The sequence below is a fragment of the Arthrobacter sp. zg-Y750 genome, assembly GCF_020907365.1.
Classification (GTDB): Bacteria; Actinomycetota; Actinomycetes; order Actinomycetales; family Micrococcaceae; genus Arthrobacter_B.
The window spans coordinates 26,666-52,824 of record NZ_JAJJOC010000004.1 but is presented as its reverse complement, the minus strand read 5'-3'; the positions used below and the strand labels follow the sequence as shown (position 1 = coordinate 52,824).

The 26,159-nt window shown below is 66.2% G+C and carries 26 protein-coding genes; 18 read left to right on the top strand and 8 right to left on the bottom strand.

The features are described 5' to 3' along the window. The first annotated feature begins 76 nt into the window (after positions 1–76). The 5 genes from LOC57_RS02475 to proC all read left to right on the top strand — a co-directional run bounded on the left by LOC57_RS02475 (position 77) and on the right by proC (position 7,438). A complete protein-coding gene (locus LOC57_RS02475) occupies positions 77–1,699 on the top strand; it encodes a DUF7059 domain-containing protein (RefSeq protein WP_229957857.1) in 1,623 nt (540 codons plus the stop codon). Between the two features lie 179 nt (positions 1,700–1,878). Further along, entirely contained in the window at positions 1,879–4,617 is a 2,739-nt protein-coding gene (topA, locus tag LOC57_RS02470) for a type I DNA topoisomerase (protein ID WP_227925308.1), read from the top strand. 27 nt (positions 4,618–4,644) lie between these two features. Then, on the top strand, positions 4,645–5,667 hold the full coding sequence (locus tag LOC57_RS02465; RefSeq protein WP_229957855.1) for a Ppx/GppA phosphatase family protein: 1,023 nt from the start codon (positions 4,645–4,647) through the stop codon (positions 5,665–5,667). Between the two features lie 2 nt (positions 5,668–5,669). Continuing rightward, a complete protein-coding gene (locus LOC57_RS02460) occupies positions 5,670–6,545 on the top strand; it encodes a sugar phosphate isomerase/epimerase family protein (protein WP_227912624.1) in 876 nt (291 codons plus the stop codon). A gap of 47 nt (positions 6,546–6,592) precedes the next feature. Further along, positions 6,593–7,438 carry a pyrroline-5-carboxylate reductase gene (gene proC / locus LOC57_RS02455; RefSeq protein WP_229957853.1) on the top strand — a complete coding sequence of 282 codons (846 nt, stop codon included), beginning with the start codon at positions 6,593–6,595 and terminating at the stop codon, positions 7,436–7,438. A 527-nt stretch (positions 7,439–7,965) separates the two neighbouring features. Here proC and LOC57_RS02450 read toward each other — a convergent pair. Beyond that, positions 7,966–8,634 (bottom strand): potassium channel family protein, encoded by a 669-nt coding sequence (locus LOC57_RS02450; protein WP_227912626.1) that lies wholly within the window; start codon positions 8,632–8,634, stop codon positions 7,966–7,968. Further along, a complete protein-coding gene (locus LOC57_RS02445; RefSeq protein WP_227912627.1) occupies positions 8,627–10,006 on the bottom strand; it encodes a TrkH family potassium uptake protein in 1,380 nt (459 codons plus the stop codon). The genes LOC57_RS02450 and LOC57_RS02445 overlap by 8 nt, the downstream gene beginning before the upstream one ends. A gap of 175 nt (positions 10,007–10,181) precedes the next feature. On the opposite strand from LOC57_RS02445, the gene LOC57_RS02440 reads away from it, so the two are divergent. The 5 genes from LOC57_RS02440 to LOC57_RS02420 all read left to right on the top strand — a co-directional run bounded on the left by LOC57_RS02440 (position 10,182) and on the right by LOC57_RS02420 (position 14,020). Then, positions 10,182–11,390: an acetoin utilization protein AcuC gene (locus LOC57_RS02440; RefSeq protein WP_227912628.1), complete on the top strand. Its 1,209-nt coding sequence runs from the start codon at positions 10,182–10,184 to the stop codon at positions 11,388–11,390. A gap of 47 nt (positions 11,391–11,437) precedes the next feature. Further along, positions 11,438–11,917 (top strand): ArsR/SmtB family transcription factor, encoded by a 480-nt coding sequence (locus LOC57_RS02435; protein ID WP_227925296.1) that lies wholly within the window; start codon positions 11,438–11,440, stop codon positions 11,915–11,917. 97 nt (positions 11,918–12,014) lie between these two features. Next, entirely contained in the window at positions 12,015–13,355 is a 1,341-nt protein-coding gene (gene gdhA, locus LOC57_RS02430; RefSeq protein ID WP_227912630.1) for an NADP-specific glutamate dehydrogenase, read from the top strand. A 186-nt stretch (positions 13,356–13,541) separates the two neighbouring features. Continuing rightward, the gene (locus LOC57_RS02425) at positions 13,542–13,754 is read left to right on the top strand and encodes a helix-turn-helix domain-containing protein (RefSeq protein ID WP_227912631.1); all 213 of its coding nucleotides are present in this window, start codon (positions 13,542–13,544) and stop codon (positions 13,752–13,754) included. A gap of 167 nt (positions 13,755–13,921) precedes the next feature. Beyond that, positions 13,922–14,020 (top strand): 30S ribosomal protein bS22, encoded by a 99-nt coding sequence (locus LOC57_RS02420; protein WP_003792170.1) that lies wholly within the window; start codon positions 13,922–13,924, stop codon positions 14,018–14,020. 110 nt (positions 14,021–14,130) lie between these two features. Here the strand turns inward: LOC57_RS02420 and LOC57_RS02415 are convergent, their stop codons facing one another. Then, positions 14,131–14,943: an HAD family hydrolase gene (locus LOC57_RS02415; RefSeq protein WP_229957851.1), complete on the bottom strand. Its 813-nt coding sequence runs from the start codon at positions 14,941–14,943 to the stop codon at positions 14,131–14,133. 66 nt (positions 14,944–15,009) lie between these two features. Here LOC57_RS02415 and LOC57_RS02410 point away from each other — a divergent pair, with 66 nt between their 5' ends. Together LOC57_RS02410 and LOC57_RS02405 are read left to right on the top strand one after the other, a co-directional pair. Further along, positions 15,010–15,261 (top strand): glutaredoxin family protein, encoded by a 252-nt coding sequence (locus tag LOC57_RS02410; protein ID WP_227912633.1) that lies wholly within the window; start codon positions 15,010–15,012, stop codon positions 15,259–15,261. A gap of 41 nt (positions 15,262–15,302) precedes the next feature. Then, positions 15,303–16,025, top strand: a complete 723-nt coding sequence (locus LOC57_RS02405) for a redox-sensing transcriptional repressor Rex (RefSeq protein ID WP_227912634.1) — start codon at positions 15,303–15,305, stop codon at positions 16,023–16,025. On the opposite strand, the gene LOC57_RS02400 is transcribed toward LOC57_RS02405, so the two are convergent. From LOC57_RS02400 to LOC57_RS02390, 3 genes are all read right to left on the bottom strand, one after another. Next, entirely contained in the window at positions 16,022–17,278 is a 1,257-nt protein-coding gene (locus LOC57_RS02400; protein ID WP_229957849.1) for a hypothetical protein, read from the bottom strand. The genes LOC57_RS02405 and LOC57_RS02400 overlap by 4 nt on opposite strands. 338 nt (positions 17,279–17,616) lie before the next feature. Continuing rightward, positions 17,617–18,291, bottom strand: coding sequence for a hypothetical protein (locus LOC57_RS02395; RefSeq protein WP_227912636.1), 675 nt, complete (start codon positions 18,289–18,291; stop codon positions 17,617–17,619). 325 nt (positions 18,292–18,616) lie between these two features. Beyond that, positions 18,617–19,156 (bottom strand): YceI family protein, encoded by a 540-nt coding sequence (locus tag LOC57_RS02390; protein ID WP_227912637.1) that lies wholly within the window; start codon positions 19,154–19,156, stop codon positions 18,617–18,619. A gap of 158 nt (positions 19,157–19,314) precedes the next feature. On the opposite strand from LOC57_RS02390, the gene LOC57_RS02385 reads away from it, so the two are divergent. The 5 genes from LOC57_RS02385 (at position 19,315) to ccsB (ending at position 24,301) form a co-directional block, all read left to right on the top strand. Then, positions 19,315–19,977, top strand: coding sequence for a histidine phosphatase family protein (locus LOC57_RS02385; RefSeq protein ID WP_227912638.1), 663 nt, complete (start codon positions 19,315–19,317; stop codon positions 19,975–19,977). A gap of 59 nt (positions 19,978–20,036) precedes the next feature. Continuing rightward, a complete protein-coding gene (locus LOC57_RS02380) occupies positions 20,037–20,666 on the top strand; it encodes a redoxin domain-containing protein (protein WP_442860701.1) in 630 nt (209 codons plus the stop codon). A 5-nt stretch (positions 20,667–20,671) separates the two neighbouring features. Further along, entirely contained in the window at positions 20,672–21,469 is a 798-nt protein-coding gene (locus LOC57_RS02375) for a cytochrome c biogenesis CcdA family protein (protein ID WP_227912639.1), read from the top strand. A gap of 67 nt (positions 21,470–21,536) precedes the next feature. Further along, positions 21,537–23,279, top strand: a complete 1,743-nt coding sequence (gene resB, locus LOC57_RS02370) for a cytochrome c biogenesis protein ResB (protein WP_442860159.1) — start codon at positions 21,537–21,539, stop codon at positions 23,277–23,279. Further along, a complete protein-coding gene (gene ccsB, locus LOC57_RS02365; protein WP_227912640.1) occupies positions 23,279–24,301 on the top strand; it encodes a c-type cytochrome biogenesis protein CcsB in 1,023 nt (340 codons plus the stop codon). The genes resB and ccsB overlap by 1 nt, the downstream gene beginning before the upstream one ends. Before the next feature lie 138 nt (positions 24,302–24,439). On the opposite strand, the gene LOC57_RS02360 is transcribed toward ccsB, so the two are convergent. Then, positions 24,440–24,826, bottom strand: coding sequence for a PLD nuclease N-terminal domain-containing protein (locus LOC57_RS02360; RefSeq protein ID WP_229957847.1), 387 nt, complete (start codon positions 24,824–24,826; stop codon positions 24,440–24,442). An 84-nt stretch (positions 24,827–24,910) separates the two neighbouring features. Here LOC57_RS02360 and LOC57_RS02355 point away from each other — a divergent pair, with 84 nt between their 5' ends. Next, positions 24,911–25,216 carry a DUF4229 domain-containing protein gene (locus LOC57_RS02355; RefSeq protein WP_227912642.1) on the top strand — a complete coding sequence of 102 codons (306 nt, stop codon included), beginning with the start codon at positions 24,911–24,913 and terminating at the stop codon, positions 25,214–25,216. Positions 25,217–25,253: 37 nt separating this feature from the next. On the opposite strand, the gene LOC57_RS02350 is transcribed toward LOC57_RS02355, so the two are convergent. After that, positions 25,254–26,138, bottom strand: coding sequence for a 1,4-dihydroxy-2-naphthoate polyprenyltransferase (locus tag LOC57_RS02350; RefSeq protein ID WP_229957844.1), 885 nt, complete (start codon positions 26,136–26,138; stop codon positions 25,254–25,256). Positions 26,139–26,159 lie beyond the last annotated feature (21 nt).

The following is a 26,159-nucleotide window of genomic DNA, read 5'->3' as shown; positions in this document are numbered from 1 at the left end:
CGGGTGCCGCCGGAGTCCGAGCAGGCGCAGCCGGGCCCTGCACGGACTGCGGCCCGCACGGTCATAGACTGGGTTTGTGACTGATTTCTCTTTCGTGCCCTCCGCGCCGCGCAGCCGGGATACCTGGCTGCTTAAGGCGCTCGCCGCCGACCTCGGGGAGGCGGGCTACACCGTGGACGGTGTGGCCGGGTTCCTCGGCGAGGAAGCGTCTGCGGCCCTGCAGCGGGACCAACTGGTGCCGGCGCTGCTGGCCTGCCGTGCCGAGGCCGATGCGGCAGAACCGCGCCGGGTAGCACTGCCGGTGCTGCTCTGGCTGCTGGGGGAGACCGTGGAGCGGGCACAGCTGGATGCTGCCATGCCGCGCACGGGCACCGAAGGCCTGCTGGAACTCGGGCTCATTGAGCGCGGCCTCATTTTCGGCACCTTCCGTGCGGCGGTGGACCTGCGGCCCTACGGCGCTGACGACGGCGGCACGCCCACCGAGGGGAACCCCGACGCTGATCTATGGGTCGCCAGCGACCTGGGCAGCCACCAGCGCCCCGGCGTGCTGCGCCGCGACCATGTGCTGGGCATCGGCCAGGCCTCCCTGAGCCTTGCGCAGCTCACGGTGCGCAATCCCGTGGGCCGGGCCCTGGACCTCGGCACCGGTTGCGGTATCCAGGCTTTCCACCTGCTCCGCCACGCGGACCACGTCACCGCCACCGATGTGTCCGAACGCGCGCTGGGCTTCGCCCGCTTCAACCTGATGCTCAACGCCGCCCAGCTGGACATCGACCCGGACCAGCCGGAAGACCGGTTCACGCTGCGGCTGGGCAGCCTGTTGGAGCCGGTGGCCGGCGAGAAATTCGACCTGGTGGTGTCCAACCCCCCGTTCGTCATCACGCCGCGCACGGGCGCCGACTCTGAAGATGACCGCTTCACCTACCGCGACGGAGGGCTTGCCGGTGACGGCATCGTGTCCGCGCTGGTTTCCGGTCTGGAGCAGGTGCTGCGTCCGGGAGGCACCGCACAGATGCTGGGCAATTGGGAGATTCCTGCCGGCGAGGAGGAGAACTGGTCTGCGCGCATCGAGCAGTGGCTGCCCGAGGGCACCGACGCCTGGGTGATCCAGCGCGAGACGCTGACCCCGGCCGAGTACGCCGAAATGTGGCTGCGGGATGCTGCCCAGGGCCGGGACCGGGAGCAATACACGGCCGCCTATGCCGGTTACCTGGCAGACTTCGCCTCGCGCGGCGTCGGGTCTGTGGGCTTCGGCTCACTGTGGCTGCGCCGCCGGCGCAAGGCCGGCGCCGAACCGCTGCGCCGGTTCGAGGAGATCACCCATCCCGTGGAGCAGCCCATGGGCCCGCACCTGGACGCCGCGGTGCGGCGTTTCGACTGGGCGGGAGCGCAGGCCGATTTGTCTTCCGCGCATCTGACCGTGGCCGACGACGTGACCGAGGAACGCCACCAGCGTCCCGGCGCCGAACACCCGGGTGTGATCCTGCTCCGCCAGGGCGCCGGGCTGCGCCGGACCAATCTGATGAGCACGGAGCTCACCGGCTTCGTTTCCGCCTGCGACGGCGAGCTGTCCGTCGGGCAGATTACCTCCGCCCTGGCAGCACTGCTGGACCGCTCCGATCCTGAGTTCGGCTCCGACCTGGTCCGGGAAGTGCGTAATCTGGTGGTGGACGGCTTCCTCGTTCCGCTTTACAGATAGGTCCCGGCCGATCCTGTTGCAGGTCAGTGCCGGCGGTGCTTTATGGTTACCCTAGTGCTGGGGCATCGCGCATACTGTCTGTGGATGAACCGGACTGTGATGGCCGGGGCGTGGATGCACCGGACACCCAGGGCGCAAGGCGTCCCCGATAATTTTGAACCCCGTTACGTAGGAGAACAGTGCCAGTTAAGGCAACGGACAAGAAGACCGGCAAGAAGAAGCTTGTAATTGTCGAGTCTCCGGCCAAGGGCAAGACCATCGCCGGGTACCTGGGCGAAGGCTTCGAGGTGACGGCGTCGATGGGGCACATCCGCGATCTTCCGCAGCCCTCCGACCTGCCCGCAGAGCTGAAGAAGACAGCTGTGGGCAAGTTCGCCGTGGACCTCGACAAGGACTTCGAGCCGTACTACGTGGTGTCCCCGGACAAGAGGAAAAAGGTGGCCGAGCTCAAGGCCGCCCTGAAGGACGCCGACGAGCTCTATCTCGCAACTGACGGTGACCGCGAGGGCGAAGCCATTGCATGGCACCTGCTGCAGGTCCTCAAGCCCAAGGTGCCCGTGCACCGCCTGACTTTCCCGGAAATCACCCGCGAAGCCATCCAGCGTGCGCTGCTGGAAATGCGCGACGTTGACGTGGCCATGGTGGACGCCCAGGAAACCCGCCGCATCCTTGACCGGCTGTACGGCTATGAAATTTCCCCCGTGCTCTGGCGCAAGGTGGCCCGCGGCCTGTCCGCCGGGCGTGTTCAGTCCGTTGCCACCCGCCTGGTGGTCGAACGCGAGCGGGAACGCATGGCGTTCCGCCCGGCGTCGTACTGGGACCTGGTGGGCACCTTCGCCACCGAGGCTGCCGAGAGGTTCAAGGCCCGCCTCGTGGCCGTTGACGGCGCCCGCGTAGCCACCGGCAAGGACTTCACCGACCGCGGGGAGCTGAAATCCAAGACCGCCGTGCACCTGGACGAAGCCTCGGCCGTGTCCCTGGCCGCCGGCCTGGAATCGGCTGCGTTCACGGTCCGCTCCGTGGACACCAAGCCCTACACGCGCCGTCCGGCCGCTCCGTTCACCACCTCCACCCTGCAGCAGGAGGCCGGCCGTAAGCTGCGCTTCTCCTCCCGAGTGACCATGCAGGTGGCCCAGCGGCTGTATGAAAACGGTTACATCACCTATATGCGTACGGACTCCCCGGCGCTGTCGGACCAGGCGATCAACGCCGCCCGCCGGCAGGCCTCGGAACTGTACGGCCCCGAGTACGTGCCCGAGGCCCGGCGCGTGTACAAGGGCAAGTCCAAGAACGCCCAGGAAGCCCACGAAGCCATCCGGCCCGCCGGTGACTCCTTCCGCACCCCCGCCCAGGTGGCGTCCTCGCTGCGCGGCGATGAGTTCCGGCTGTACGAACTGATCTGGAAGCGCACCGTCGCCTCCCAGATGGCCGACGCCAAGGGTTCCACCGCCTCCGTGCGCATCGGCGCAGTTTCCACCGACGGGCGCGACGCCGAGTTCTCGGCCTCCGGTACGGTCATAACCTTCCGCGGTTTCATGGCCGCCTATGAAGAGGGCCGCGACGCCGTGCGCGAGGACGACGACGCCGAGGGCACCGAGGGTGCGCGCCTGCCGGTGCTGAAAGCCGAGGACCGGCTGACCGCTGCGGACATTGCCGCCGGCGGCCACGAAACCTCCCCGCCGCCGCGGTTCACTGAAGCGTCGCTGGTGAAGATGCTCGAAGAGCTCGGCATCGGCCGTCCGTCCACCTACGCCGCCACCATTTCCACCATCATGGACCGCGGCTACGTGAGCAGCCGCGGACAGGCCCTGGTGCCCAGCTGGATTGCGTTCTCCGTGGTCCGCCTGCTGGAAGAGCACTTTACGGACTACGTGGACTACGACTTCACCGCAGAACTCGAAGAAGACCTGGACCGCATTGCCCGCGGCGAAGCCGGACGCGTGGAATGGCTGAACCAGTTCTACTACGGCGACCGGGTTGAAACCGGCCTGCACACCATCGTGAACGACCTCGGCGAAATCGATGCCAAGGCCATCAACTCCATCGAAATTGCCGACGGCATCATGCTGCGCGTGGGCAAGTTCGGTCCCTACCTGGAGCGCCCGCTGCCCGCGGACGCCCCGGAGGGAACCGAGCCGGAGCGGGCGAACGTGCCCGAGGACCTTGCCCCGGACGAACTCACCGCCGAAAAGGCCATCGAACTGATGGAGACGGCGGCTCCCGAGGAACGGGTGCTCGGCACCGACCCGGAGACCGGGCGGACCATCGTGGCCCGCAACGGCCGCTACGGTCCGTACGTGATCGAGCTGATCCCGGAGCCCACCGAAGAGGACCTGGCCAACCAGCCGGTGGAGTACTACAAGAACGGCAAGCCCAAGCCGCCGAAGAAGCCCGTGAAGGCGAAGCCGCGCACCGGTTCGCTGTTCAAGTCCATGAGCGTGGAGACGGTCACCCTGGAGGAGGCGCTGAAGCTCATGAAGCTGCCGCGCGTCCTGGGTACCGACGCCGAGGGCAACGAGATCACCGTGCAGAACGGCCGTTTTGGGCCGTACCTGAAGAAGGGCTCCGATTCGCGCTCCATCGGTTCGGAAGAGGAGATCTTCACGATCACCCTGGAGCAGGCACTGGAGATCTACTCCCAGCCCAAGCAGCGCGGCGGCCGGCAGGCAGCGGCTCCGCTGGCCGAGTTCGGTGTTGACCCGGTGTCGGAGAAGCCCATTGTGGTGAAGGACGGCCGGTTCGGCCCCTACATCACCGACGGCATCACCAACATCACGGTGCCCCGGTCCACGGCCATCGAGGAACTGACCCGCGAGCAGGCGATCGAACTGCTCGCAGAGAAGCGGGAGAAGGCCCCGGCCGCCAAGAAGCCGGTGCGCAAGCGGGCGGCTCCGAAGAAGGCCGCGGCGAAGAAGTAGGGGACGGGCAGAGTCCATAATGGAAACATGCGCCTAGGCGTCCTCGACATAGGGTCCAATACCGTCCACCTGCTGCTGGTGGACGCGCGTCCCGGTGCCCGCCCGTCTCCCTTCGCCTCGCACAAGCGTCCCCTGCAGCTGGTGTCCTATTTGGACCCCGACGGCGCGATCAGCGAAGCGGGGCAGGATGAGCTGGTCGGGTTCGTCAGCGAGGCGTGGGACTTTGCCCGCCGGCACGGCGCCCAGGACCTTCTGGCGTTCTCCACGTCGGCCATCCGGGAATCAGCCAACGGTGCCGAGGTCCTGGCCCGGGTGCACCGCGAGACCCCCGTCCGGCTGGAAGAACTGTCCGGCGGCGACGAAGCGGCCATGACGTTCCTGGCTGCCCGCCGCTGGTACGGCTGGGGAGCGGGAACCATCCTGGACCTGGACATTGGCGGCGGCTCCTTCGAGATGGCGATGGGCCATGATGAGCTGCCCGAGATTGCCCGGTCCCTGCCCCTGGGCGCCGGCCGCCTGACCCGGGACTGGCTGCCCGATGACCCGCCCACCCCCAAGAGCATCAAGAAGCTGCGCAAGTACATCCGCGGGCTGGTCGGCGAGACGGCGGAGGAGTTCGCCGCCGTCGGGCGCCCGGACCTGGTGACCGGAACATCCAAGACCTTCCGCTCGCTTGCGCGCATTGCCGGGGCCGCGCCGTCGGCCGCCGGACCTTTTGTGCCCCGCCGGCTCACGCTGGAGGACCTGTCCCTCTGGACCAAGCGGCTGGGAGCGATGAGTTCCCGGGACCGTGCGGAACTGGACGGGGTCTCCGCGCTGCGGGCACCGCAGATGCTTGCCGGGGCACTGGTAGCCCAGGCCGCCATGGAAGCCTTTGACGTGCCCGTCCTGCGGATCTGCCCCTGGGCGCTCCGCGAGGGCCTAATCCTGCGGCGTTTCGATACGCTGCGGTTTGAAACCACCGGGGACCTTCCCCGCGGCCCCGCGGAAGGCGAGGAGTTCCTCGTCCCTGCGGGAGCCGCTCCTTCCACCAACGGAAAGCACAGCTGAAAATGACTCCGTCACCTTCCGCCGTCCCCTCGACGGCCGCCGTGCAGCCGCTGACCGCACCGACTGAAATCCCGGTCGCGCTTTCGAGTGCCTCCGTGTATCCGCTCTCGGTGCACGACGCCTTCGCCGTGTCCCATGACCTCGGCTATGACGGCGTCGAAATCATGGTCACCAACAGCTCCATCAGCCAAAACCCGGACACCCTCCGTGACCTGAGCGAGCGGTACCAGCAGCCCATCCTCGCCATCCACGCACCCACCCTGCTCCTGACCCAGCAGGTCTGGGGCAAAGCCTGGACCAAGATTGAGATGTCCGCGGCCATGGCTGCCGAGGTTGGTGCCTCCACCGTGGTGACGCACCCGCCGTTCCGCTGGCAGACCGGTTATGCCGAGAACTTCGCCGAAGGGGTCAAGACCATCGCGGAGCAGTACGGGGTCACCATCGCGGTGGAGAACATGTACCCGTGGCGCGTCCGCGGCCGTGAGGCGAAGGCATACCTGCCGCATTGGAACCCGGTTCCGGAACCCTACGAGCACGTGACGTGGGACTTCTCCCACGCAGCGATTGCGGGCATGGACTCCTTTGAACAGATCCGCAAACTCGGTGACCGGCTCAGCCACGTCCACCTGACCGACGGAACCCCCAACGGCAAGGATGAGCACCTGCTCCCGGGCGAAGGTACGCAGCGCTGCGCCGAAGCCCTTTCCTACCTTGCCGGCGCCGGCTTCAAGGGTGTGGTGGCCATTGAGGTCAGCACCCGGAGAAGCAGGGGAGCAGGGGAGCGCGAAGAGCAGCTGAAACAGACCCTGGACTTCGCCCGCGAGCACCTGCGTCCCAAAGCGCCGGTCGGCGGCCCCAGCAGCAGTCTCGGCGCCTGACCGGCCGCCTGACCGGTCCGTGGAAGGTCCATGACAGAATCGAAGCCATGGACAGTGCATCGAATCCCCGACTGGCATTTTTGGGCTGCGGCTCAATGAACGAAGCGATCCTTGGCGGGATCCTCGCGGGCGGACTGCCCGCTGAGCAGGTCACCGCCACGGTCCGGCGCCCGGAGCGGGCGGAAGAGCTGCGCGCCGCGCACGGCATCACGGTGCTGGCCGGCGGCGAGGACGCCGAGTCGAACCGAAAGGCCGTAGCAGGAGCGGACCTGGTCATTGTGGGCGTCAAACCCGTGGGGGTGGCGGACCTGCTGCGCGAAGTCGCTGACGCGCTGCCCCGGGGCGCCGTCGTGCTCAGCGTCGCCGCGGCCGTACCGCTGGAGCTGATGGAATCACTGCTTCCGGCCGGTCAGCCGGTAGTCCGCGCCATGCCGAACACGCCGTCCCGGTTGGGCCGCGGCGTCGTATCCATTTCTGCCGGCACCTCAGCCGGCTCCGAAGCGATGGAACTGGCCCGCCGGGTCCTCGCGGCCACCGGAACAGTGGTGGAGGTGCCCGAGGAACAGGTCGACGCCGTTTCCGCCGTCAGCGGTTCCGGCCCGGCGTACGCGTTCTACCTGGCTGAGGCGATGGCGCGTGCCGGTGTGGAATTGGGCCTGGACCCGGACCTTTCCGCCCTGCTCGCACGCGAAACGGTCGCCGGTGCCGGCTACATGCTGGCCGAGCCCGACGCCGACGCCACGGCCCTGCGCCGCGGCGTCACCAGCCCCAACGGCACCACGGAGGCAGCCATCAAGACCTTCGACGAGCGCGGCCTTCCGGCCATCATCGAAGCCGGTGCCCGGGCAGCGACGGCCCGCGCCGAAGAAATCACGAAGCAGCTGACGGCTTAGCCCTGGCCCGCTGACTTGCCTCCGGCCGGTTGATTACGCCTTTGCGTCCGCCGGGTCCTGCCGCTGGTGGGTAATGCTGCCGCTGCAAGTCCAGCACGGCGCCCCGGGACCCTGCGGTTTGTCGTATTCCCTGCGGATTGTGGCATTCCCTGCGCCGCGCAGCGCGGGGAATTGCACAAAACGAGGGTTTCACCCAAACCGCAGGGTTTTCCGGGAACGGCCCGCATCCCTGAGGTTCGGGGCTCTTCGTTTCCGGTCGAATGGCCTCACGGTTGGTGCGCTTCGTCCCGATTGGGCGTTCCGGTAGCACCCTGCAGATGAGACGGGGAGAAGACCCGTACCGCCGCAGGGTGTGGCGGAGGCGGCTTTAATATTCCAAGCGAGCTCTGCGAGCGAGGAATTTCGTTGCCGCCGGAGCCACGCCCGAAGGCGGTAGCCGAGCCGGAGCCACGCCCGAAGCCGGTAGCCGAGCCGGAGCCACGCCCGAAGGCGGGAGCCGAACCAAGCCACCGGCGGGGAACCAGACCCTACGGCCGCGCCGCGAACCGCTCGAGCAGATCGACGTGCCCGGCCACGATCAGGGTGTCCCGGCTGGAGACTTTGGTGTCCGGCTGGGCGTAGGTGAAGTCCTCGCCCGGCGACTTCACGCCTACCACGGTCACTCCGTACTTCGCCCGTACATTGGCCTCGCCCAGGGTGAAGCCCTGCGTCTCCTTGGGCGGGTACATTTTCACGATGGCGAAGCCGTCGTCGAATTCAATGAAGTCCAGCATCCGGCCGCCCACCAGGTGTGCTGCGCGGCGGCCGGCGTCGGCCTCCGGGTAGATGACGTGGTTGGCGCCGATCCGGGTAAGGATCTTGCCGTGCGCCGGAGTGATGGCTTTAACCCAGAGGTGCTCGATGCCCAGGTCCACGAGGTTCACGGTGATTAGCACGCTGGACTCGATGGAGGTGCCCACGCCCACGACGGCGGCGGAGAAGTCCTCGGCGCCCAGCTGCTTGAGCGCCTCGATGTTGGTGGCGTCGGCCTGCACCACGTGGGTGAGGATGCCGGAGGCTTTCTGCACCAGCGCGGGGTCGCGTTCCACGGCCAGGACTTCGCGTCCCTGCCGGACCAGCTGTTCGGCGGTGGCGGCACCGAAGCGGCCCAGGCCGATCACCAGTACCGGGGCGTTGTGTGGAGGTCTGTCAGCCAATGATCGGCCTTTCTTCGGGGTAGTGGTACAGGGTGTTGCGCTGGCGCACGGCCAGGGCCGCGGCAAGGGTAATGGTGCCGACGCGTCCGGCGAACATCAGCAGGGAGAGCACGTACTTGCCCGACGGCGGCAGGACCTCGCTGAGGCCCGTGCTGAGGCCCACGGTGGCAAACGCGGAGATCACTTCGAACAGTACCGGCTGCAGGGTTTCGTTGGTGATGACCAGCAGGGCGAGCGTGGCTACGGAGACCAGGGTGGCGCCCAGGATGGTCACCGAAATGGCCACCCGCATGGCGCTTTGCGGGATGGTCCGGCCAAAGGCCCGGACGTCCGAGTCGCCGCGGGCTTCGGCCACCACGGCCAGGAACAGCACGGCAATGGTGGTGACCTTGATGCCGCCGGCGGTGGAAGCCGAGCCGCCGCCGGCGAACATCAGCATGTCGGTGACGAGCAGGGTGCTGGAATCCAGGTCCGACATGGAGACGAGGTTGAACCCGCCGGAGCGGGTCATGACCGAGGCGAACAGGGAGTGGATGATCTTGTCCGAGAAGGACAGGTCAGCGATGGTGCGGGTGTTGAACCATTCGAAGGCACCCCACACCACTGCTCCCACCACCAGCAGGATCAGGGACACCAGGACGGTGAGCTTGGTGTGGAGGTTCCATTTGCTGAGGCGGTGGCGGGTCCGCAGCAGGACCATGATCACCGGGAAGCCGAGGGAGCCAATGAACACCCCCAGCATCAGCGGAACCAGGATCCACAGGTCCTCCTCATAGGGGACCAGGCCGTCCGAGTGCGGGGTGAAGCCGGCATTGTTGAAGGCTGAGATGGAGTAGAACACCGCGTGCCAGATTGCCTGCCCGAAGGATTCGCCCAGGATCATGAACCGCGGCGCCATGGCCGCGGCCAGGGCCAGTTCAATGACGACGGCGGTGCTGAAGACAATGCGCAGGAGGTGGCCTACTTCGCCCAGCCGCCCGGTGTTCATGCTTTCCTGGGCGAGAAGCTTGCCGCGCACGCCCAGGCGCTTGTTCACGGCCAGCGCCAGGAGGGAAGCGAGTGTCAGGATGCCCAGGCCGCCCACCTGGATGGCGATCAGGATCAGCACCTGCCCGAACGTTGACCAGTAGGTGGCTGTGGAGACCACGGTCAGGCCGGTGACGCACACAGCCGATACTGCAGTGAACAGGGCATCGTGCAGGGGGGTGGCCTCGCCGCTGGTGGAGGCCACCGGCAGGCTCAGGAGGGCGGTAAAGAGCAGGATGACCAGGGCGAAGACCGTCAGTGCCAGGCGCGCCGGACGGCCGCTGACCATGTTGTCGACGAATTCGCGGGCTGCGGAAAGGAACGAACGTTCGCTTCGGGGGTTCATTTGCAGGAGTGGCTGCCGAGGAAGTGCCATGGTTTCTTGGTTCCAGTTTCCGTTCTTGTCCGCGGTGATTCGGCACAGCAAACATAATCCAGCAGAGCGCGCTAAAGGGTTTGATCCGGCAGCCGGGCACGGACCCCAATATCAGAGTAACCCCCGGATCACGTACCCTGTCTGCATGATCAGTTCCGGGCTCAGCCTTCCCGTCATGCCAACGTGCATTGTGTGGGATGAATCGCTGCTGGCCTACAACTTCGGTGCAGGCCATCCCATGAGCCCGCACCGGTTGGACCTCACTGCACGGCTGGTCCGGGAACTGGGGCTTTTCGACGTGGAGGGCGTCCGTCTGGAACAGCCCTACGTTGCCGACGCCGCGGACCTGCTGACCGTGCACAGCTTTGATTACGTCAGTGCCGTGCAGGCCGCAAGTGCCGATCCGTCGGACTGCAATGCGGCCATGGGCCTTGGCACCGAAGACAACCCGGCCTTTGCAGGCATGCATGAGGCCAGCGCACGGCTGGTGGGCGGTTCGCTGGCGGCCGCGGACGCCGTGCTTTCGGGCAGTGTGCTGCACGCAGTGAACTTTTCCGGGGGAATGCACCATGCCGGCCGTGAGAAGGCGGCGGGGTTCTGCGTGTACAACGACGCCGCGGCCGCCGTCGCGCGCCTCCTCGACCGGGGCGTGCAGCGGGTGGTGTACATCGACGTCGACGCCCACCACGGCGACGGAACGCAGAACATTTTCTGGGACGATCCCCGGGTGATGACCATTTCGCTGCACGAAAGCGGTTTGACCCTTTTCCCCGGCACCGGGTTCGCCAACGAGACCGGAGGAAAGGGCGCGGAGGGCACGGCCGTGAACATCGCCCTTCCTGCCGGCACCACGGACGCCGGCTGGCTGCGGGCCTTCCACGCGGTGGTTCCGCAGCTGACCGAGGCGTTTGCCCCGGAAGTGATTGTCAGCCAGCACGGGTGCGACAGCCACAAGGACGATCCGCTGACCAACCTGCGCATCAGCGTTGAGGCGCAGCGGCAGGTTGCGCTGACCATCAGTGACCTGGCCGGCCGGCTGTGCGAAGGCCGCTGGATTGCCACCGGCGGGGGCGGCTACAACGTGGCATCCGTGGTGCCCCGCTCCTGGGCCCTGCTCATTTCCGTGGCCGCCAACGGGCGGGTGCGTCCCTCAACGCCCGTGCCCGCGGCCTGGCGGGACTACGTGCTGGAAAAACACGGTGTCAAATGCACGGACGTCATGGGGGACGGGGCGGACCTGTGGTGGCGTTCCTGGGAAGTGGGATACGACCCAAATGACGGGATCGACCGCACGGTGATGGCCACCCGCAAGGAGCTTTTCCCGCTGCACGGGCTGGATCCCTGGTTCGATTAGCTGAGCCCGAAGATGCCCGGGCACCCGTATGCGGTTAGGGTAAATCCATGGTCTGTGACGATGTATTTGCTGTAATCGCGGAAGGCACCCGCCGCGAAATCCTCGGTGCCCTGCGTACCGGGGACAAGTCCGTAGGGACGCTGGTGGAGGAGCTGGAGGTCAGCCAGCCCACGGTGTCCAAGCACCTGAAGGTGCTCCGCGACGCAGGACTCGTCACCATGCGCGCTGAAGGGCAGCGCCGTTATTACTCGCTGCAGGCCGCCCCCCTGGAGGAGCTCGTGCTCTGGCTGCGGGCCTTCGAACTGCCTTCCCTGAGCGGGCATACACCGCGCCTGGCTTCCGTGGGAACCGCGCGCACCACCGCGGCGGCGGCTGCCGCCGGTGCCCTCGTTCCCGGTGCTGCGGAGGCCCGTCCGCTGCCCCTGGACGCCGGTGTCCAGAACCTGGGCCGTACCGTCGGCCGTGCTGCAGAGCGTGCCGCGGACCTGTTCGGACAGCTGCCCAAATTCCGCCGCCGCCGCCCGTAGGGGTGACGTGCGGCCCGTTCGTAACGCGCGCATCGCGTCAGGGCACCCGCCGGACTAGCGTAGTGCTGACGGTGCCCCGACGCATAAGGAGCAGGACATGGAACGAGTACTCACCCGTGTGCGCGACGACGTTTTCCGCCGCAATCCCGGCGAAACAGAGTTCCACCAAGCCGTGGTGGAGGTCTTCGATTCGCTGGCGCCGGTCTTGCGCAAGCACCCGGAGTTCGCCGAAGCGGCTATCCTGCAGCGCATCTGCGAGCCGGAGCGGCAGATCATCTTCCGGGTTCCCTGGGTGGATGACAAAGGTGCGGTCCAGATCAACCGAGGCTTCCGGGTGGAATTCAATTCGGCGCTGGGGCCGTACAAAGGTGGGCTGAGGTTCCACCCGTCCGTCTACCTGGGCATCATCAAATTCCTCGGGTTCGAGCAGATTTTCAAGAACGCGCTTACCGGCATGCCCATCGGCGGCGGCAAGGGCGGCTCCGACTTTGACCCGCGCGGAAAGTCCGACGCCGAGGTAATGCGCTTCTGCCAGTCCTTCATGACCGAGCTGTACCGGCACATCGGGGAGTACACGGATGTTCCGGCAGGGGATATCGGCGTCGGCGGCCGGGAAATCGGCTATCTCTTCGGGCAGTACAAACGCATCACCAACCGCTACGAATCCGGCGTGCTCACCGGTAAGGGCGTGAGCTGGGGCGGGTCCCTGGTCCGCCCCGAAGCCACCGGGTACGGCGTGGTGATGTTCGTGGAGGAAATGCTCAAAACCAAGGGCATGAGCTTGGACGGGCAGCGGGTGATCGTCTCGGGATCCGGCAACGTCGCCATCAACGCCATTGACAAGGCGCAGATGCTGGGCGCCAGCGTGGTGGCCTGCTCCGATTCCTCCGGGTACGTGGTGGACGAGAAGGGCATTGACGTTCCGTTGCTGCGGCAGATCAAGGAAATCGAACGCGGGCGAATCTCCGAGTACGCCCAGCGCCGCGGACACTCGGTGAAGTATGTGGAAGGCGGGTCGATCTGGGACGCGGGCGCCGGCGTCGCCCTGCCCTGCGCCACCCAGAACGAATTGGACGAGGACAACGCGCTGGCCCTGATCCAGTCCGGGGTCCGGGCGGTGGCCGAAGGCGCCAACATGCCCTGCACCCCGGCGGCCATTTCGGCGTTCCAGGGCGCCGGCGTGCTCTTTGGACCCGGCAAGGCAGCCAACGCCGGCGGGGTGGCAACTTCGGCCCTGGAAATGCAGCAGAACGCCAGCCGGGATTCCTGGTCCTTTGAGCACACCGAGCGCCGGCTGTCCGAAATCATGGTGAACATCCATGAGCGCTGCGCGCGCACAGCGGAGGAGTACGGAGCGCCGGGCGACTACGTGGTGGGCGCGAACATCAGCGGGTTCGTCAAGGTGGCCGATGCCATGCTGGCCCAGGGAGTTATCTAGCTGTTCCGTTCCTGCCGGGCATCGTGGAGGGAAAGAACTTCCACTATGGTTACTCCAGCCACTACAGTAGGGACAAACGGGGCCGGACTCACGTCGCCGTGGCGTATTACGCGATGTCTTTCAGCTCAGTATTCTCCAATGCCGGGCTGCGGGAGCGGCAGCTAATGAGCAAAGGGACAGGGATAAATGGCAGACGAGGGAAACTTCTCGGATGTGCGGTTTCTGACGGTGTCGGAAGTCGCCGATGTCATGCGCGTTTCCAAAATGACGGTCTACCGGCTGGTCCACTCAGGTGAGCTGCCGGCGGTCCGCTTTGGCCGGTCCTACCGGGTTCCGGAGTCGGCCGTGCAGAAGGTGCTTCGAGACGCCGTCATTGACCGGCGTTCCGACACCGCGTGAGGAAGCCGCACGGCAGCGGTTCCATGCTGTCAATTACCGCAGCGCCGACGCTGTACCCTGTTAAGGAACGTTTTAATCGTCGCAAGTAACTACCGGCGTGCACTCCCTGCGGCCCTGGGCCGCAGGGGATGGATACCGGTAACTCCTAATTAGTTTGTGAGGACTCTGTGGGTTCAGTAATCAAGAAGCGCCGCAAGCGTATGGCCAAGAAGAAGCACCGCAAGCTGCTTCGCAAGACCCGCCACCAGCGCCGCAATAAGAAGTAACCACTTCTCCGCGACCGCTGTCAGCGTCCCGTGCAGTTTGCCGGTCCGCTGTGGCAGAGCCCGCCAGTCTTCCGGGACGGCGGGCTTCGGCTTTTAAGGCGTGCTTCGGCTCAGTGGCCGCGGACCCGGGTGAAGCCCCGCCAGAGGCCGTAGGCGGCGCCGGCCACGGTTGCGGACTTCAGGCCCAGGGTTGCTGCCCTGCGGCCGGAGCGGAAGTCATAAACGGGCCAGTTGCGTTCGCGGGCGTGACGGCGCAGCCGGGCGTCCGGGTTGATGGCTACCGGATGACCCACCATGCTCAGCAACGGAACGTCGTTATAGGAGTCGCTGTAGGCCCAGCAGTTTTCCAGCTCCAGGCCTTCCTTTTCCGCCAGTGCCAAAACGCCGTCGGCCTTGGCCTGCCCGTGGAGGAACTCGCCCACCAGCCGCCCGGTATAGAGGCCGTCGGTGACCTCGCTGACCGTGCCCAGGGCACCCGTGAGGTTGAGCCGCGACGCGATCACCGAAGCGACCTCCACCGGGGTTCCGGTCACCAGCCATACCGGCCTGCCGGACTTCATGTGCTGCTGGGTCAGGGCGCGGGTGCCGGGCCATATTTTTGAGACGATCATCTCGTCGTAGACCTCTTCACCAAGCGTGCGGACATCTTCCGACGACAGTCCGATGGCGAAGGCCAGTGCCGCGTCCCGGACCGAGTGGACGTCCTTGAGGTTCTCGCCCTGGAGCATGAAACGCAGCTGCTTGCCGGCAAAGCCGGCGGCTTCCCGCAGGGTAAAGACTTTCCGCTGGTGCAACTTGCGGCCCACATGGAACAGGCTGGCTCCGCGCATCAGCGTGTTGTCCACATCGAAGAAGGCCGCCTCGCCCGGCTTGCCCGCTGCAGACGTGGTCCCGCTGGCTCGGACTGCAGTGGATCGGGGCATATTCCGAGTCTACGCAAATCCAGGCCCGGGCGCGGAAATCGCGAGGTTTGGCGCTATTTTGGAACTATGAGCGAATCCGCCGGACCCGAAGTTGTCCTCCTGACCCGACCGGGCTGCCACCTGTGTGAAGAGGCCCGGTTAGTGCTCAAGCGCGTGGGCGGGGAACTGGGCGTGCCATGGCAGGAGCAAAATGCCGAGGAAGCCCCCGAACTCGCGGCCCGTTTCGGCGAGGAGATACCGGTGCTGTTCATCGACGGTGTGCAAAGGGATTTTTGGACCATCGATGAAACGCGCCTCAGACGGTTGCTGGGGGCATGATGATGCCGGAAGAAGCCCGCTCAGCCGAGGAGCAGACCGCTATGGAACGGGAAACCGCAAACAGCGACCAGGCCCCGCCGGCCGCCAGGCCCGGAACCCAGCGGCATATCCCTCCGGCGTCGCTGGCCCGCCTGACCATTTATCTGCGTGCCTTGTCCGTGATGCTCGCTGACGGCATAGAGCGGGTGTCCTCCGAGGAGCTGGCTGAGGCAGCGGGAGTGAACTCCCCGAAGCTGCGCAAGGACCTCTCCTACCTGGGCTCCTATGGGACCCGGGGGGTGGGATACGACGTGCCGTACCTGAGCGGGCAGATCTCTGCGGCCTTGGGACTGACGCTGAACTGGCGGGTGGCGATAGTGGGTGCAGGCAACCTGGGGCGTGCACTGGCCGGCTATCCCGGTTTCGGCAGCCGCGGCTTCGAAGTGGTGGCCCTTTTCGATGCGGACCAGATGGTAATCGGCCAGGAGGTCGGCTGGTTGAAGATCAGCCCCATCCAGTCGCTCGAAACCGTGCTGGTGAAAACGCGGGCGAACATGGCGGTGCTCTCCGTCCCGGCCGACGTCGCCCAGGAACTGTGCGACCGGCTGGTGGCGTCCGGCATCACCAGCATCCTCAGCTTCGCGCCGGTGGTGCTGCAGGCACCGCCGAACGTCCAGATCCGCAAGGTGGACATGGCTACGGAACTGCAGATCCTGGCCTACCATGCCCAGCGGGCCCAGGTATCGGAGATCGCATCCGACGCACGGGCCCGTCTGGCACGCTAAACAGCGTCCGGGCGGGCCGGCTCTGCCCGGCCCGGAGATACGACGTCGGGCTCCGGGTTATCCATTCCGTGACCTGCGGTGTAGTCCTGCTGCGCGTCGACCTGTGCGGCGCTGCGGCGCGGGGAACGGAACCATGGAGCCGCGCCCTTGGTGAAGGTCAAGCCAGCCCCCAGGGCGGCGGCTGCTGCGGCGGCCGTCTGAACGCCCGTGCCCGCCGGGATGGCGTACGCCAGAGCTGCGACTGCCAGTACGGCCGCCGTCACCTGGGCCCAGCGGCGTTTTTCCCAAATGCAGACGGCAAGCAGGAGCGCGACGCCGAAGAGCACCAGGGCGTAGGCCACTTCCACGATCGCCACGGCCCTGACGTACTGCGAACCGTTGACGCCGAACCGTTCGAGGATGGACAGCACCCCCGGCAGGGACTCCGGCACGGGAAGGCGGGAAACCGCTGAGAAGGTGTCACCGAGGTTGAGCGCGCCGGCACCGGCAACACAAGTACAGGAAATTGCGATGAAGGGCGCCGGGTTGCCCGTGGCAGAGGGGAGCTTTTTTCGCATCCACCGGGCCGCGGCCCGCGTCTGAGCAGCAGCGGTCCGGGCACCGGTCTGGACCTGGTGGGCGCCGGCTTGGATTGTGTTGGTGGTGGCGTGGGCGCCGGCTTGGATGCGCAGGGATGCTGCGTGTGCGCCGGCGTGGATGTGGCGTGAGGTAGTTTGGGCGCCGGATTGGACTCGGTGTGCTCCGGCGCGGGCTGTGCGGGTGGTGGCGTGGGCGCCGGCTTGGATGCGCAGGGATGCTGCGTGTGCGCCGGCGTGGATGTGGCGTGAGGTGGTTTGGGCGCCGGATTGGACTCGGTGTGCTCCGGCGCGGGCTGTGTTGGTGGTGGCGTGGGCGCCGGCTTGGATGCGCAGGGATGCTGCGTGTGCCCCGGCGTGAATGTGGCGTGAGGTAGTTTGGGCGCCTGTCTGTACTCGGTGTGCTCCGGTGCGGGCGCCTGCTTGGGCCCGCTCGGCACCTGCGCGCAGCCGAAGCGCCGCTATGTGCAACCCGATGCGGAGCCACGCCTGGAGTCCCCGTGCTCCGGCGAGGAGCCACCGGCCCACCCCCCTGGCCCCGGCGGCCAGCCAAGCAGTAAGTCCCAGGACTCCTTTCCGGAACCACAAGGCCAATACTTCTTCCTCGTTCCGTGAGGGGCCTCCGGCTGCGGCAGCGCTGTCCAGAGCGTTGCTGTCCAGGGCATTGCTGTTATCCATACCCTTCGGCAGATTCTGCGACGGCGGATGCGGCGGGGGAGCCGGGAAGGTGACATCATTCACCGGTTCTGTCAGTTGCCCCTGATGGTTTTGGCGTCGGCGGTTAGGAAGAAGTGAGGCCATGGTGATCCCCTTCGCGGCGGAAACGGCGTCTCCGGAGGCGACTGCGGGCAGCGCCGCGCTTCCGGGAGAATACCTAACGCTACGCGGGCACTGAAGCCGTGTGACCACCCCTGCACTGAACCCGCTGCGGGAAGGGAAAAGTCCCGCCGCAAACCGGCGGGACTATCCATATTGCAGTCCGGGGCCTTCCGGGGGCCCTTCCTGGACTCGCCGGGTCAATACGGCGGGTACAGGGGTGTGGTGCGGAAATAAGGGTTGGAAGGGGCGAGATAGAGCATCACAATGCCCGCAATGCCCAGCAGGCTGGAGAGCAGTGAGAGCAGCCCCAGCGGTGAGGTGAAGTACGTGGCGGCCATGGTGATAATGCCGATCAGGGCGAAGGCAGCGAACACGGTCCCCAGGATCCGGGCCCAGTTTTTCCCCCTCCGGACAAAGACGGCTATCAGGATGTAGAAGCCGAAACCGATCAGGGCGACCACAATGCCAAAACTCACCAGGAAGGAATTCACGCTGGTGGGAGTCATGCCCGAGTCTGTGAGTGTCTGCTGCTCTTCGGGCGTGAGCAACGAGGGCAGGCTGAAGGAAGTAATGATGTTGTTGATCAGGCTCAGGACGCCGGCAGCGAGGATGAGCCAGGATCCGATCACCACTTCCCGCGGAGCCGGTCCCTTGGGAGCACGTTTACCCATACCGCCGCCGGGATAGGCGTACCCGGAGGGCTGTGCCGCCTGGTATCCGTACGGCCCGGAGGCGTACTGGCCGTACTGGGGCTCGGGGCGCGTGCCGCCTCCCGGCTGCGGGGATCCGTAAGGGTTCGGAGTGCCGGGGGCACCGGCGGGTGGAGGGTTGTTTTCGCGACCTGGCTCGGGAGCGTTCTCAGGTGTAGTCATGTCCGCCTGCTAACTGGTTGGAGTCTTAGGCGGCTGGGCGGTTTGTTGCTCCGGCAGGGGCGGCCGGGGCGCCCCCCAGCCGAGCCTCCAGCCTATCGCGGCAGCGGCTGCGGGGTCAGGGGTCGCTGAAAGCCCGACGGTCGCCGGAAGATAAACGGCACCGGGTACTAAACGGCACCGGGTACTAAACGGCACCGGGCGCTAAACAGCAGTCAGGCGCTAAACAGCAACCAGGCAGCAAAAAGGCAGCCCCGGACCGACGTGGTCCGGGGCTGCCTGGGGGTATTGCCCTGCGCCGTATGGCTAGCGCGGTGGTGCCGGGCGGTTACGCTGCGATGAAGGCAGCGTCCACGTTGATGGTGACCTTGTCTCCCACCAGCACGCCGCCGGTTTCCAGGGCGGCGTTCCAGGTCAGGCCGAAGTCCTTGCGGCTGATCACGGTGCTGGCGGAGAAGCCGGAGCGGGTGGCGCCGAAGGGATCCACTGCAACGCCGTTGAATTCGGTGTCCAGGACCACGGTGCGGGTGATGCCCTTGATAGTGAGGTCGCCGGTGACCTTGTAATCGGACCCGGAACCCTCGATGCCGGTGGCGGCGAAGGTCAGTTCCGGGAACTGCTCGGCATCGAAGAAGTCGGCACTCTTGACGTGGCCGTCGCGGTTGGCGTCATTGGAGTTGAAGGAATCCGCTGCGATGACGGCGGTTACGGCGGTGTCCGCCAGGGTCTCGCCGATGGTCAGGGTAGCGTCCACCTTGTCGAAGTTCCCGCGGACCTTGCTGATGCCCGCGTGGCGGACGGTGAAGCCGACTTCGCTGTGTGAAGCATCAAAGTTCCAGGTTCCGGTGGTGAGGCCGCTGGGGATCATGGGAGAACTCCTTCTGTGACAGTGCCGCGGGAGGGCTCCCGGAGCATCTTCATGCATTTGCATTTAGTGTTGCATGGTTTGGTTAAACGTTCAAGTTAATTGGGTTCCTGATCTCCGATAATTTAGCGGCTGGCTCCAACTCTGCGAAACTGGGACACATGTCCCGCTCATCCATACATCTCGTACGCCACGGTGAAGTCTTTAATCCGGACAAGGTTCTCTACGGGCGCTTGCCGGAGTTCCACTTGTCCGATCTTGGCCGCCGGATGGCGGACCGTGTGGCGGAACACTTCAGCGACCAGCGCAGCCAAGGGGCCAACCTGGTTCACCTGGTTGCTTCCCCGCTGACCCGTGCCCAGGAAACCGCTGCCCCGATTGCGGCCGCCCTTGGACTGGAGATCGTCACGGAAGAGCGGATCCTTGAAGCCGAAAACCGCTTCGAGGGAATGTCGCGCATCCAGAGCAAGCTGCGCAACCCCCGCTATTGGCCGCTGCTGCGCAATCCCATGCGTCCGTCCTGGGGCGAACCGTATGCCAAGCAGGTGGCGCGCGTGATGGCCGCCGTCGACGACGCGCGGATGCGTGCGGTGGAAGTGGGCGGGGACAACGCGGAGGCGATCCTGGTCAGCCACCAGCTGCCCATCTGGGTGACCCGCCTCGCTGCGGAAGGCAAGAAGCTCTGGCATGACCCGCGCCAGCGTGAATGTACTCTCACTTCCGTCACCACCCTGGACTTCGACGGCGCGGTCCTGACGGGTGTGCGGTACGCCGAGCCCAGTGCCGACCTGCTGCCCGGTGCTGCAAACGTGCCCGGCGCATAATAGAATTACTACGCGTTGTAGAAGTGGCTTCTCCGTGCCGCGATGAAAGCTGGAAATCCTTGAAGAACCGTCAGAGCCCTGCGGGGGACCTAGGCCGCCGCTCGTTCCTGCGCCTCGGCGCCGGACTAGCCCTCAGCGTCCCCTTTGCCGCTGCCGTCGCCGGCTGCTCCACGGATGACCCCCTGGCCGAGCAGGCCAACGCCGGAGACAACAAGAACTACATTGCCGGAGACGGCTCGGTCACCGAGTACGCCCCCGGCGACCGCGGCGATGCCGTGCAGTTCAGCGCCACACTTTTTGACGGCACCGAAGTGAATTCCGCTGACTGGGCCGGCGACGTCGTGGTCCTCAACTTCTGGTACGCGGCCTGCGCCCCGTGCCGGAAGGAAGCCCCGGACTTGGTTGAGCTGCACAACACCTTTGAGCCCGAGGGAGCGCGTTTCTACGGAGTGAACATCCGCGACGAGGCGGCCACGGCTGAGGCCTTCGAACGGAATTTCAACATTCCCTACCCGAGCTTCATGGACAAGGACGGCGGCGTGCTGCTGGCCATGACCAGCTATGTCCCGCCGCAGGCCGTGCCCACCACCCTGGTGCTGGACCGGCAGGGCCGCGTGGCAGCCCGCATCCTCGGACTCGCTGAAAAGGGCACCCTGAAGGCCCTGATCAGCGACGCGCTGGCTGCGTAAGGGCCGTGTCCTTCCTTCCCGCCGCGCTGGCTCCTGCCGCTGAGTCCACCGCCAACGCCTTTGCCGACACGGTGCTGAACGGGTCCGTGCTGCTGGCTATCCCCGTGGCTGCCCTGGCCGGCCTCGTCTCCTTCCTGTCCCCGTGTGTGCTTCCCCTCGTTCCGGGGTATCTCGGCTACGTCACCGGACTCACCGGTGTGGACCTGCAAAAGCAGCGCCGCGGCCGCATGTTCGCGGGTATCGGCCTGTTCGTGCTTGGTTTCTCCGCGGTCTTCGTTGCCCTGGGTGCCGGGATCGGCCAGCTCGGCGCCTGGTTGAAGGGCTCCGAACAGGGCTGGATCCCGCAGGTCCTGGGCGTGGTGGTAGTGCTGCTGGGCGTTGTCTTTATGGGCGGCATGAGCTGGTTCCAGCGTGACCGCAAGATCGAGGCAAAGCCCCCGGCCGGCCTGTGGGGTGCGCCCGTCCTGGGCATCACCTTCGGTCTGGGCTGGGCACCGTGCATCGGCCCGACCCTTTCAGCCGTGCAGTTGCTGTCCTTTTCCGGCAGCGACGCCAGCGCCGCCAAAGGTGCGCTGCTGACCTTCGTCTACTGCCTGGGCCTGGGGCTGCCGTTCCTGCTGATAGCCGTCGGATTCCGGCGGGGCATGGGCGCCCTGGGAATCTTCCGGCGGCACCGGCTCGCGCTGCAGCGTTTCGGCGGAGGCATGCTGATCATCCTGGGCGTGCTGATGATCAGCGGCGTCTGGAACATGTGGATCAACCAGCTCCAAGGTTGGTTGGGTAACGTGACCCTGCCGATCTGATGCACTCAAAGACAGACAGTGAGACCAGAGGAACCATGAGAACACCTAGACCCCGGAATCGGTTGACGTGAAAGCACTGAAGGACCGCCCGTCCAAGTCCCGCCCGCAGAAGGGCCGCAGGGACGACGTCGCGCTGCCCGCCCTGGGCGTGTGGGGGACGCTGCGGTGGGCCTGGGGCCAGCTGACCAGCATGAAGACGGCACTGTTCCTGCTGCTGCTGCTGGCAGTGGCCGCCGTTCCGGGATCCCTGTTCCCGCAGCGCCCGGCAAATCCGTCAGTGGTGACGCAGTACATCAAGGACAACCCCGGCACCGGGCCCTGGCTGGACCGCTTCCAGCTTTTCGACGTGTACTCCTCCGTCTGGTTCTCGGCAATCTACCTGCTGCTGTTCATCTCCCTGATCGGCTGCGTTATTCCGCGGGCCAAAGCTCACTACAAGGCCCTGCGTTCCAAGCCGCCGCGCACCCCGAGCAGGCTTTCCCGGATGCCCGAATACGGCACCATGGCGATTCCCGCCGGTTCACTGACCCCTGCCGAAGCAGTGCGGGACGCCGCGAAGATCCTGCGCCGGCGAGGCTACCGGGTGGATATCCGGGATGAAGACGGGGAACGGCCCTCGGTCAGTGCCGAGCGCGGCTTCGCGAAGGAACTGGGCAACCTGATGTTCCACACCTGCCTGATCGGGGTCCTCGCCTCGGTGGCCGTGGGCGGCTTGTTCGGTTACAGCGGCCAGAAAATCGTGGTGGAGGGTGAGTCCTTCGTGAACACCCTGGTCAGCTACGACACCTTCACCCCGGGCTCCAATTTCAGCGAGAACCAGCTGAGCCCTTACTCGCTGACCCTGGATAAGTTCGACGTCGAGTTCGACCGCGAATCCGAGACGCACTTCGGCCAGCCGCTGGACTTCACCGCCAGCATGACCGTGAAGGACGGCCCCGACGCCGAGGAACAGAAGCAGGTCCTGAAGGTCAACTCACCCCTGACCCTGGGCGGCACCCGCGTGTACCTGGTGGGCAACGGCTATGCGCCTATGGTCACGGTGCGCGACGGCGAGGGCAACGTGGCGCTGGAGGGCCCGGTTGTCGCCGTGCCCACCGACGGCGTGTACACCTCGCTGGCCGTTATCAAGGCACCCGACGCCAAGCCGGACCAGTTGGGCTTTGTGGGCTTCTTCCTGCCCAGTGCAGCCATGGACGAGACCGGCGTGAGCTATTCCTATGATCCGGATCCGCTGGAACCGCAGCTGAACCTGAACTCCTACTACGGTGACCTGGGCCTGGACGAAGGTGTCCCGTCCAACGTCTACGTGCTGGAGACCGAGGACCTGACCCCGCTGAACAACCGCGACCTGCCTGCCGGCGGCATTGTGCTGGATGCCAACGAGACGTACGAGCTGCCGGACGGCAAGGGCTCCATCACCTTCGACGGGCTCAAGCGCTACGCCGCCCTGGATATCCACTACGATCCGGGAAAGACCGGGGCACTGGTGTTCTCGGTGCTGTCCCTTTCCGGCCTGGCCGCTTCGCTGTTCCTGGCGCGGCGACGGGTATGGGTTCGCGCGGGAGCACACCCGGACGGCCGTACCATGGTCGAGTACGGGTTGCTTGCCCGCGGCGAGGATCCCCGGCTGACCGGTGAAGCAGCTGCTATCCGTGGCCTGTTGGCCGAAAAGTGGCTGGTGCCGCAGGGCACTGAAGGACAAAATGTTGAGCGGGCCGACGTATCCGCAAACACGGCGGCGGAGTCCGGCCACGAGGCCGGGAACCCCGCACCCCCCGCATCGAATGATGAACCAGGTAAGGACCGGTAATGGACCCCATCGATTACGACCTCGCGCGCTACAGCGAGTTGTTTATGCTGCTTGCGGCCTTCACCTACACGGTCGCCTTCCTGGCCTTTGCGTGGGACCTGGCCAAGAGCAGCAAGATCATCCAGACGGTGGAGAACCGGGTGGAGCAGAAGAACGCAGTGCGTGAAACAGTTCCCGCCGGCAACGGCAACGCCCGGGACTGGGATGCCGAGGCAAGCCGGGGTTCGCAGACCGCAGACGCAGGCATGGGCTACGGCGGTCCGCGGCGCAACGCCGCACGGGTGGGCGTTGCCCTGACCGTGCTGGCTGCCGCCATCCACGCAGCCGCTGTCCTGTGCCGCGGCATGGCGGCCCACCGCGTGCCGTGGGGCAACATGTACGAGTTCTGCACCACCGGCGCCCTGGTGGTGGCCGTGGTCTTCCTGCTGGTGATCACCCGCCGAGACCTGCGCTTCCTGGGCACCTTCGTGCTGGGGCTGGTCCTGGTCATGATGATGGCCGCCACCATCGGTTTCCCCACCCCGGTGGCGCACCTGGTACCCGCCCTGCAGAGCTACTGGCTGATCATCCACGTGTCGGTGGCCGTGCTGGCTTCGTCGCTCTTCACCCTGACGTTCGCCATGTCCGTACTGCAGCTGCTGCAGGCGGACCGTGAATCCCGTATCCGCTCCGGCCGGCCCGCACGGATGGCGTTCATGCGCATTGTTCCGTCCGCGCAGAGCCTGGAGAACCTGTCCTACCGCATCAACGCCGTGGCCTTTGTGCTGTGGACCTTCACGCTGATGGCCGGGGCCATCTGGGCCGAGCAGGCCTGGGGCCGGTACTGGGGCTGGGACACCAAGGAAGTGTGGACCTTCGTGATCTGGGTGGTCTACGCCGGCTACCTGCACGCACGCGCCACCCGCGGCTGGACCGGAACCCGCGCTGCCTGGCTGTCGATCGTCGGCTACCTGTGCGTGATCTTCAACTTCGGAATCGTCAACGTGTTCTTCTCCGGCCTGCACAGCTACTCCGGCCTGTAAGGCACTGAAGCCCTAACGCACCAACGGTCAATAACGCACCAACGCGGAAGGCCCCGTCCCGGATCTCCGGGGCGGGGCCTTCTGCGTTACAGGGTTCCGGCATTGCCGGGGTGCTGCGGCTGAAAAGGCGCGTGCAGCCTAGGCGCCCGGCAGGCCGTCGTCGTTCTGCTTGCCGCTGTCATTCTGCTTTCCTCTGCCTTCCTCGCGTGCTTTCAGCTCCGCTTCGCGGCGCGCGGCCTCTTTCTGGGCCTGGCGGCGGCGGCTCTCCAAGTTGCGCAGGAAGTCCGGGTCGTCGTCGGGGGCGGCAGGACGGCGCGGCTCCCTGGGCCCGGAACCCCCGCCGGTGGGACGGCCGAACAGGAACCACAGCAGGGCGCCGAGGACCGGGACCAGAACGATGGCGAACAGCCAGGAAACCTTGGAGATGCTGCGCACTTCGTTCGAGCGGGACATGATGCACTCGATGACGGCGTAGATGATCACGGCAGCGACAATAATGACGCCGAACAACACAAGACGGGGCATACCAACAGTGTAGAGGAGGGGCGCCTGCCCGGTCCTTTGGCGGCGAAAGGAACAGCAGGGGTACCCAGCGCCTAGAATGAAGGCGTGGCTTTCTGGAAATTTACTGCACTCCGCCTTGGTTTGGTGGCCGTTTTCTTTGCGATCAGCATGTGGCTGGGGCTGGGCATTGTGCCCTCGGCGCTGGCGGCCGCGGTTATCGCCTGGTGCGTGACCTATCTGTTTGCACGCAACATGCGCGACGAAGCCGCACGCACGGTACAGCGCCGGTTCACCCAGGAACGCGCACCCAAGCGCAACCGCGGCGAACTTGACGACGCCGCGGCGGAGGACGGCATGGTGGCGGACCGTCCCGGCGTCGAAACCGACGCGGACCGCCGCCGCGACGCCTAGCCCCGCAACGGCTTAGGCTGCACCGTCCTGCCCCGGCCTAGGCCAGGATGCGGGTGATCACCAGTCCCGCGGCGTAAAGCACGCTGAAGCCCAGATTGATCAGGCCCGTGTGTTTCAGCACCGGAACCAGGCTGCGGCCGGTCTTGCCGGTGAGCATCAGCCCGGCCGGCAGGATGCAGGCCGGCACCAGCAGCAGCACCAGCAGGAGCCAGGGGTAACTGCCGACAATAAACAGCGGCAGCAGCAGGGCCACCGCCAGCATCATGACGTAGCTGATCCGGGCCGGACCGTCGCCCAGCCGGACCGCCAGGGTGCGCTTGCCGGCCACCCGGTCCGTGGGAATGTCCCGGACGTTGTTGGCCATCAGCAGTGCCACGGCAATCAGTCCGGTGCCTACGGCGCCCAGGACGGCGGCAGCGTTGATTTCCAGTGCCTGGGTGTAGGTGGTGCCCAGCGTGGCCACCAGGCCGAAGAACACAAAGACGAACACATCGCCCAGGCCCATGTAGCCGTAAGGGTTTTTGCCGCCGGTGTAGCCCCAGGCTGCCGCCACGCAGCCGATCCCGACCAGGATCAGGAACCACGTGGAGGAGAGCACCACCAGGGCCAGGCCGGCGACCATGGCTGCGCCGAAGCACCCGAAGGCCGCGTACTTGACCTGCTTGGGGGTTGCCAGCCGGGAGCCGGTCAGGCGAAGCGGTCCCACCCGGTTGTCGTCGGTGCCGCGGATGCCGTCGGAATAGTCATTGGCGTAGTTGACGCCTATCTGCAGCAGGACGGCAACCAGCGCAGCCAGTACGGCACGCAGGGGCGAGAAGGCTCCGAGGTCATAGGCGGCGGCGGAGCCGATAATCACCGGCGCGACTGCCATCGGCAGCGTCCGGGGCCGGGCGCCTTCTATCCATTGGGCGGCTGTAGCCACAGTTGTAATCCTTAATTTTTC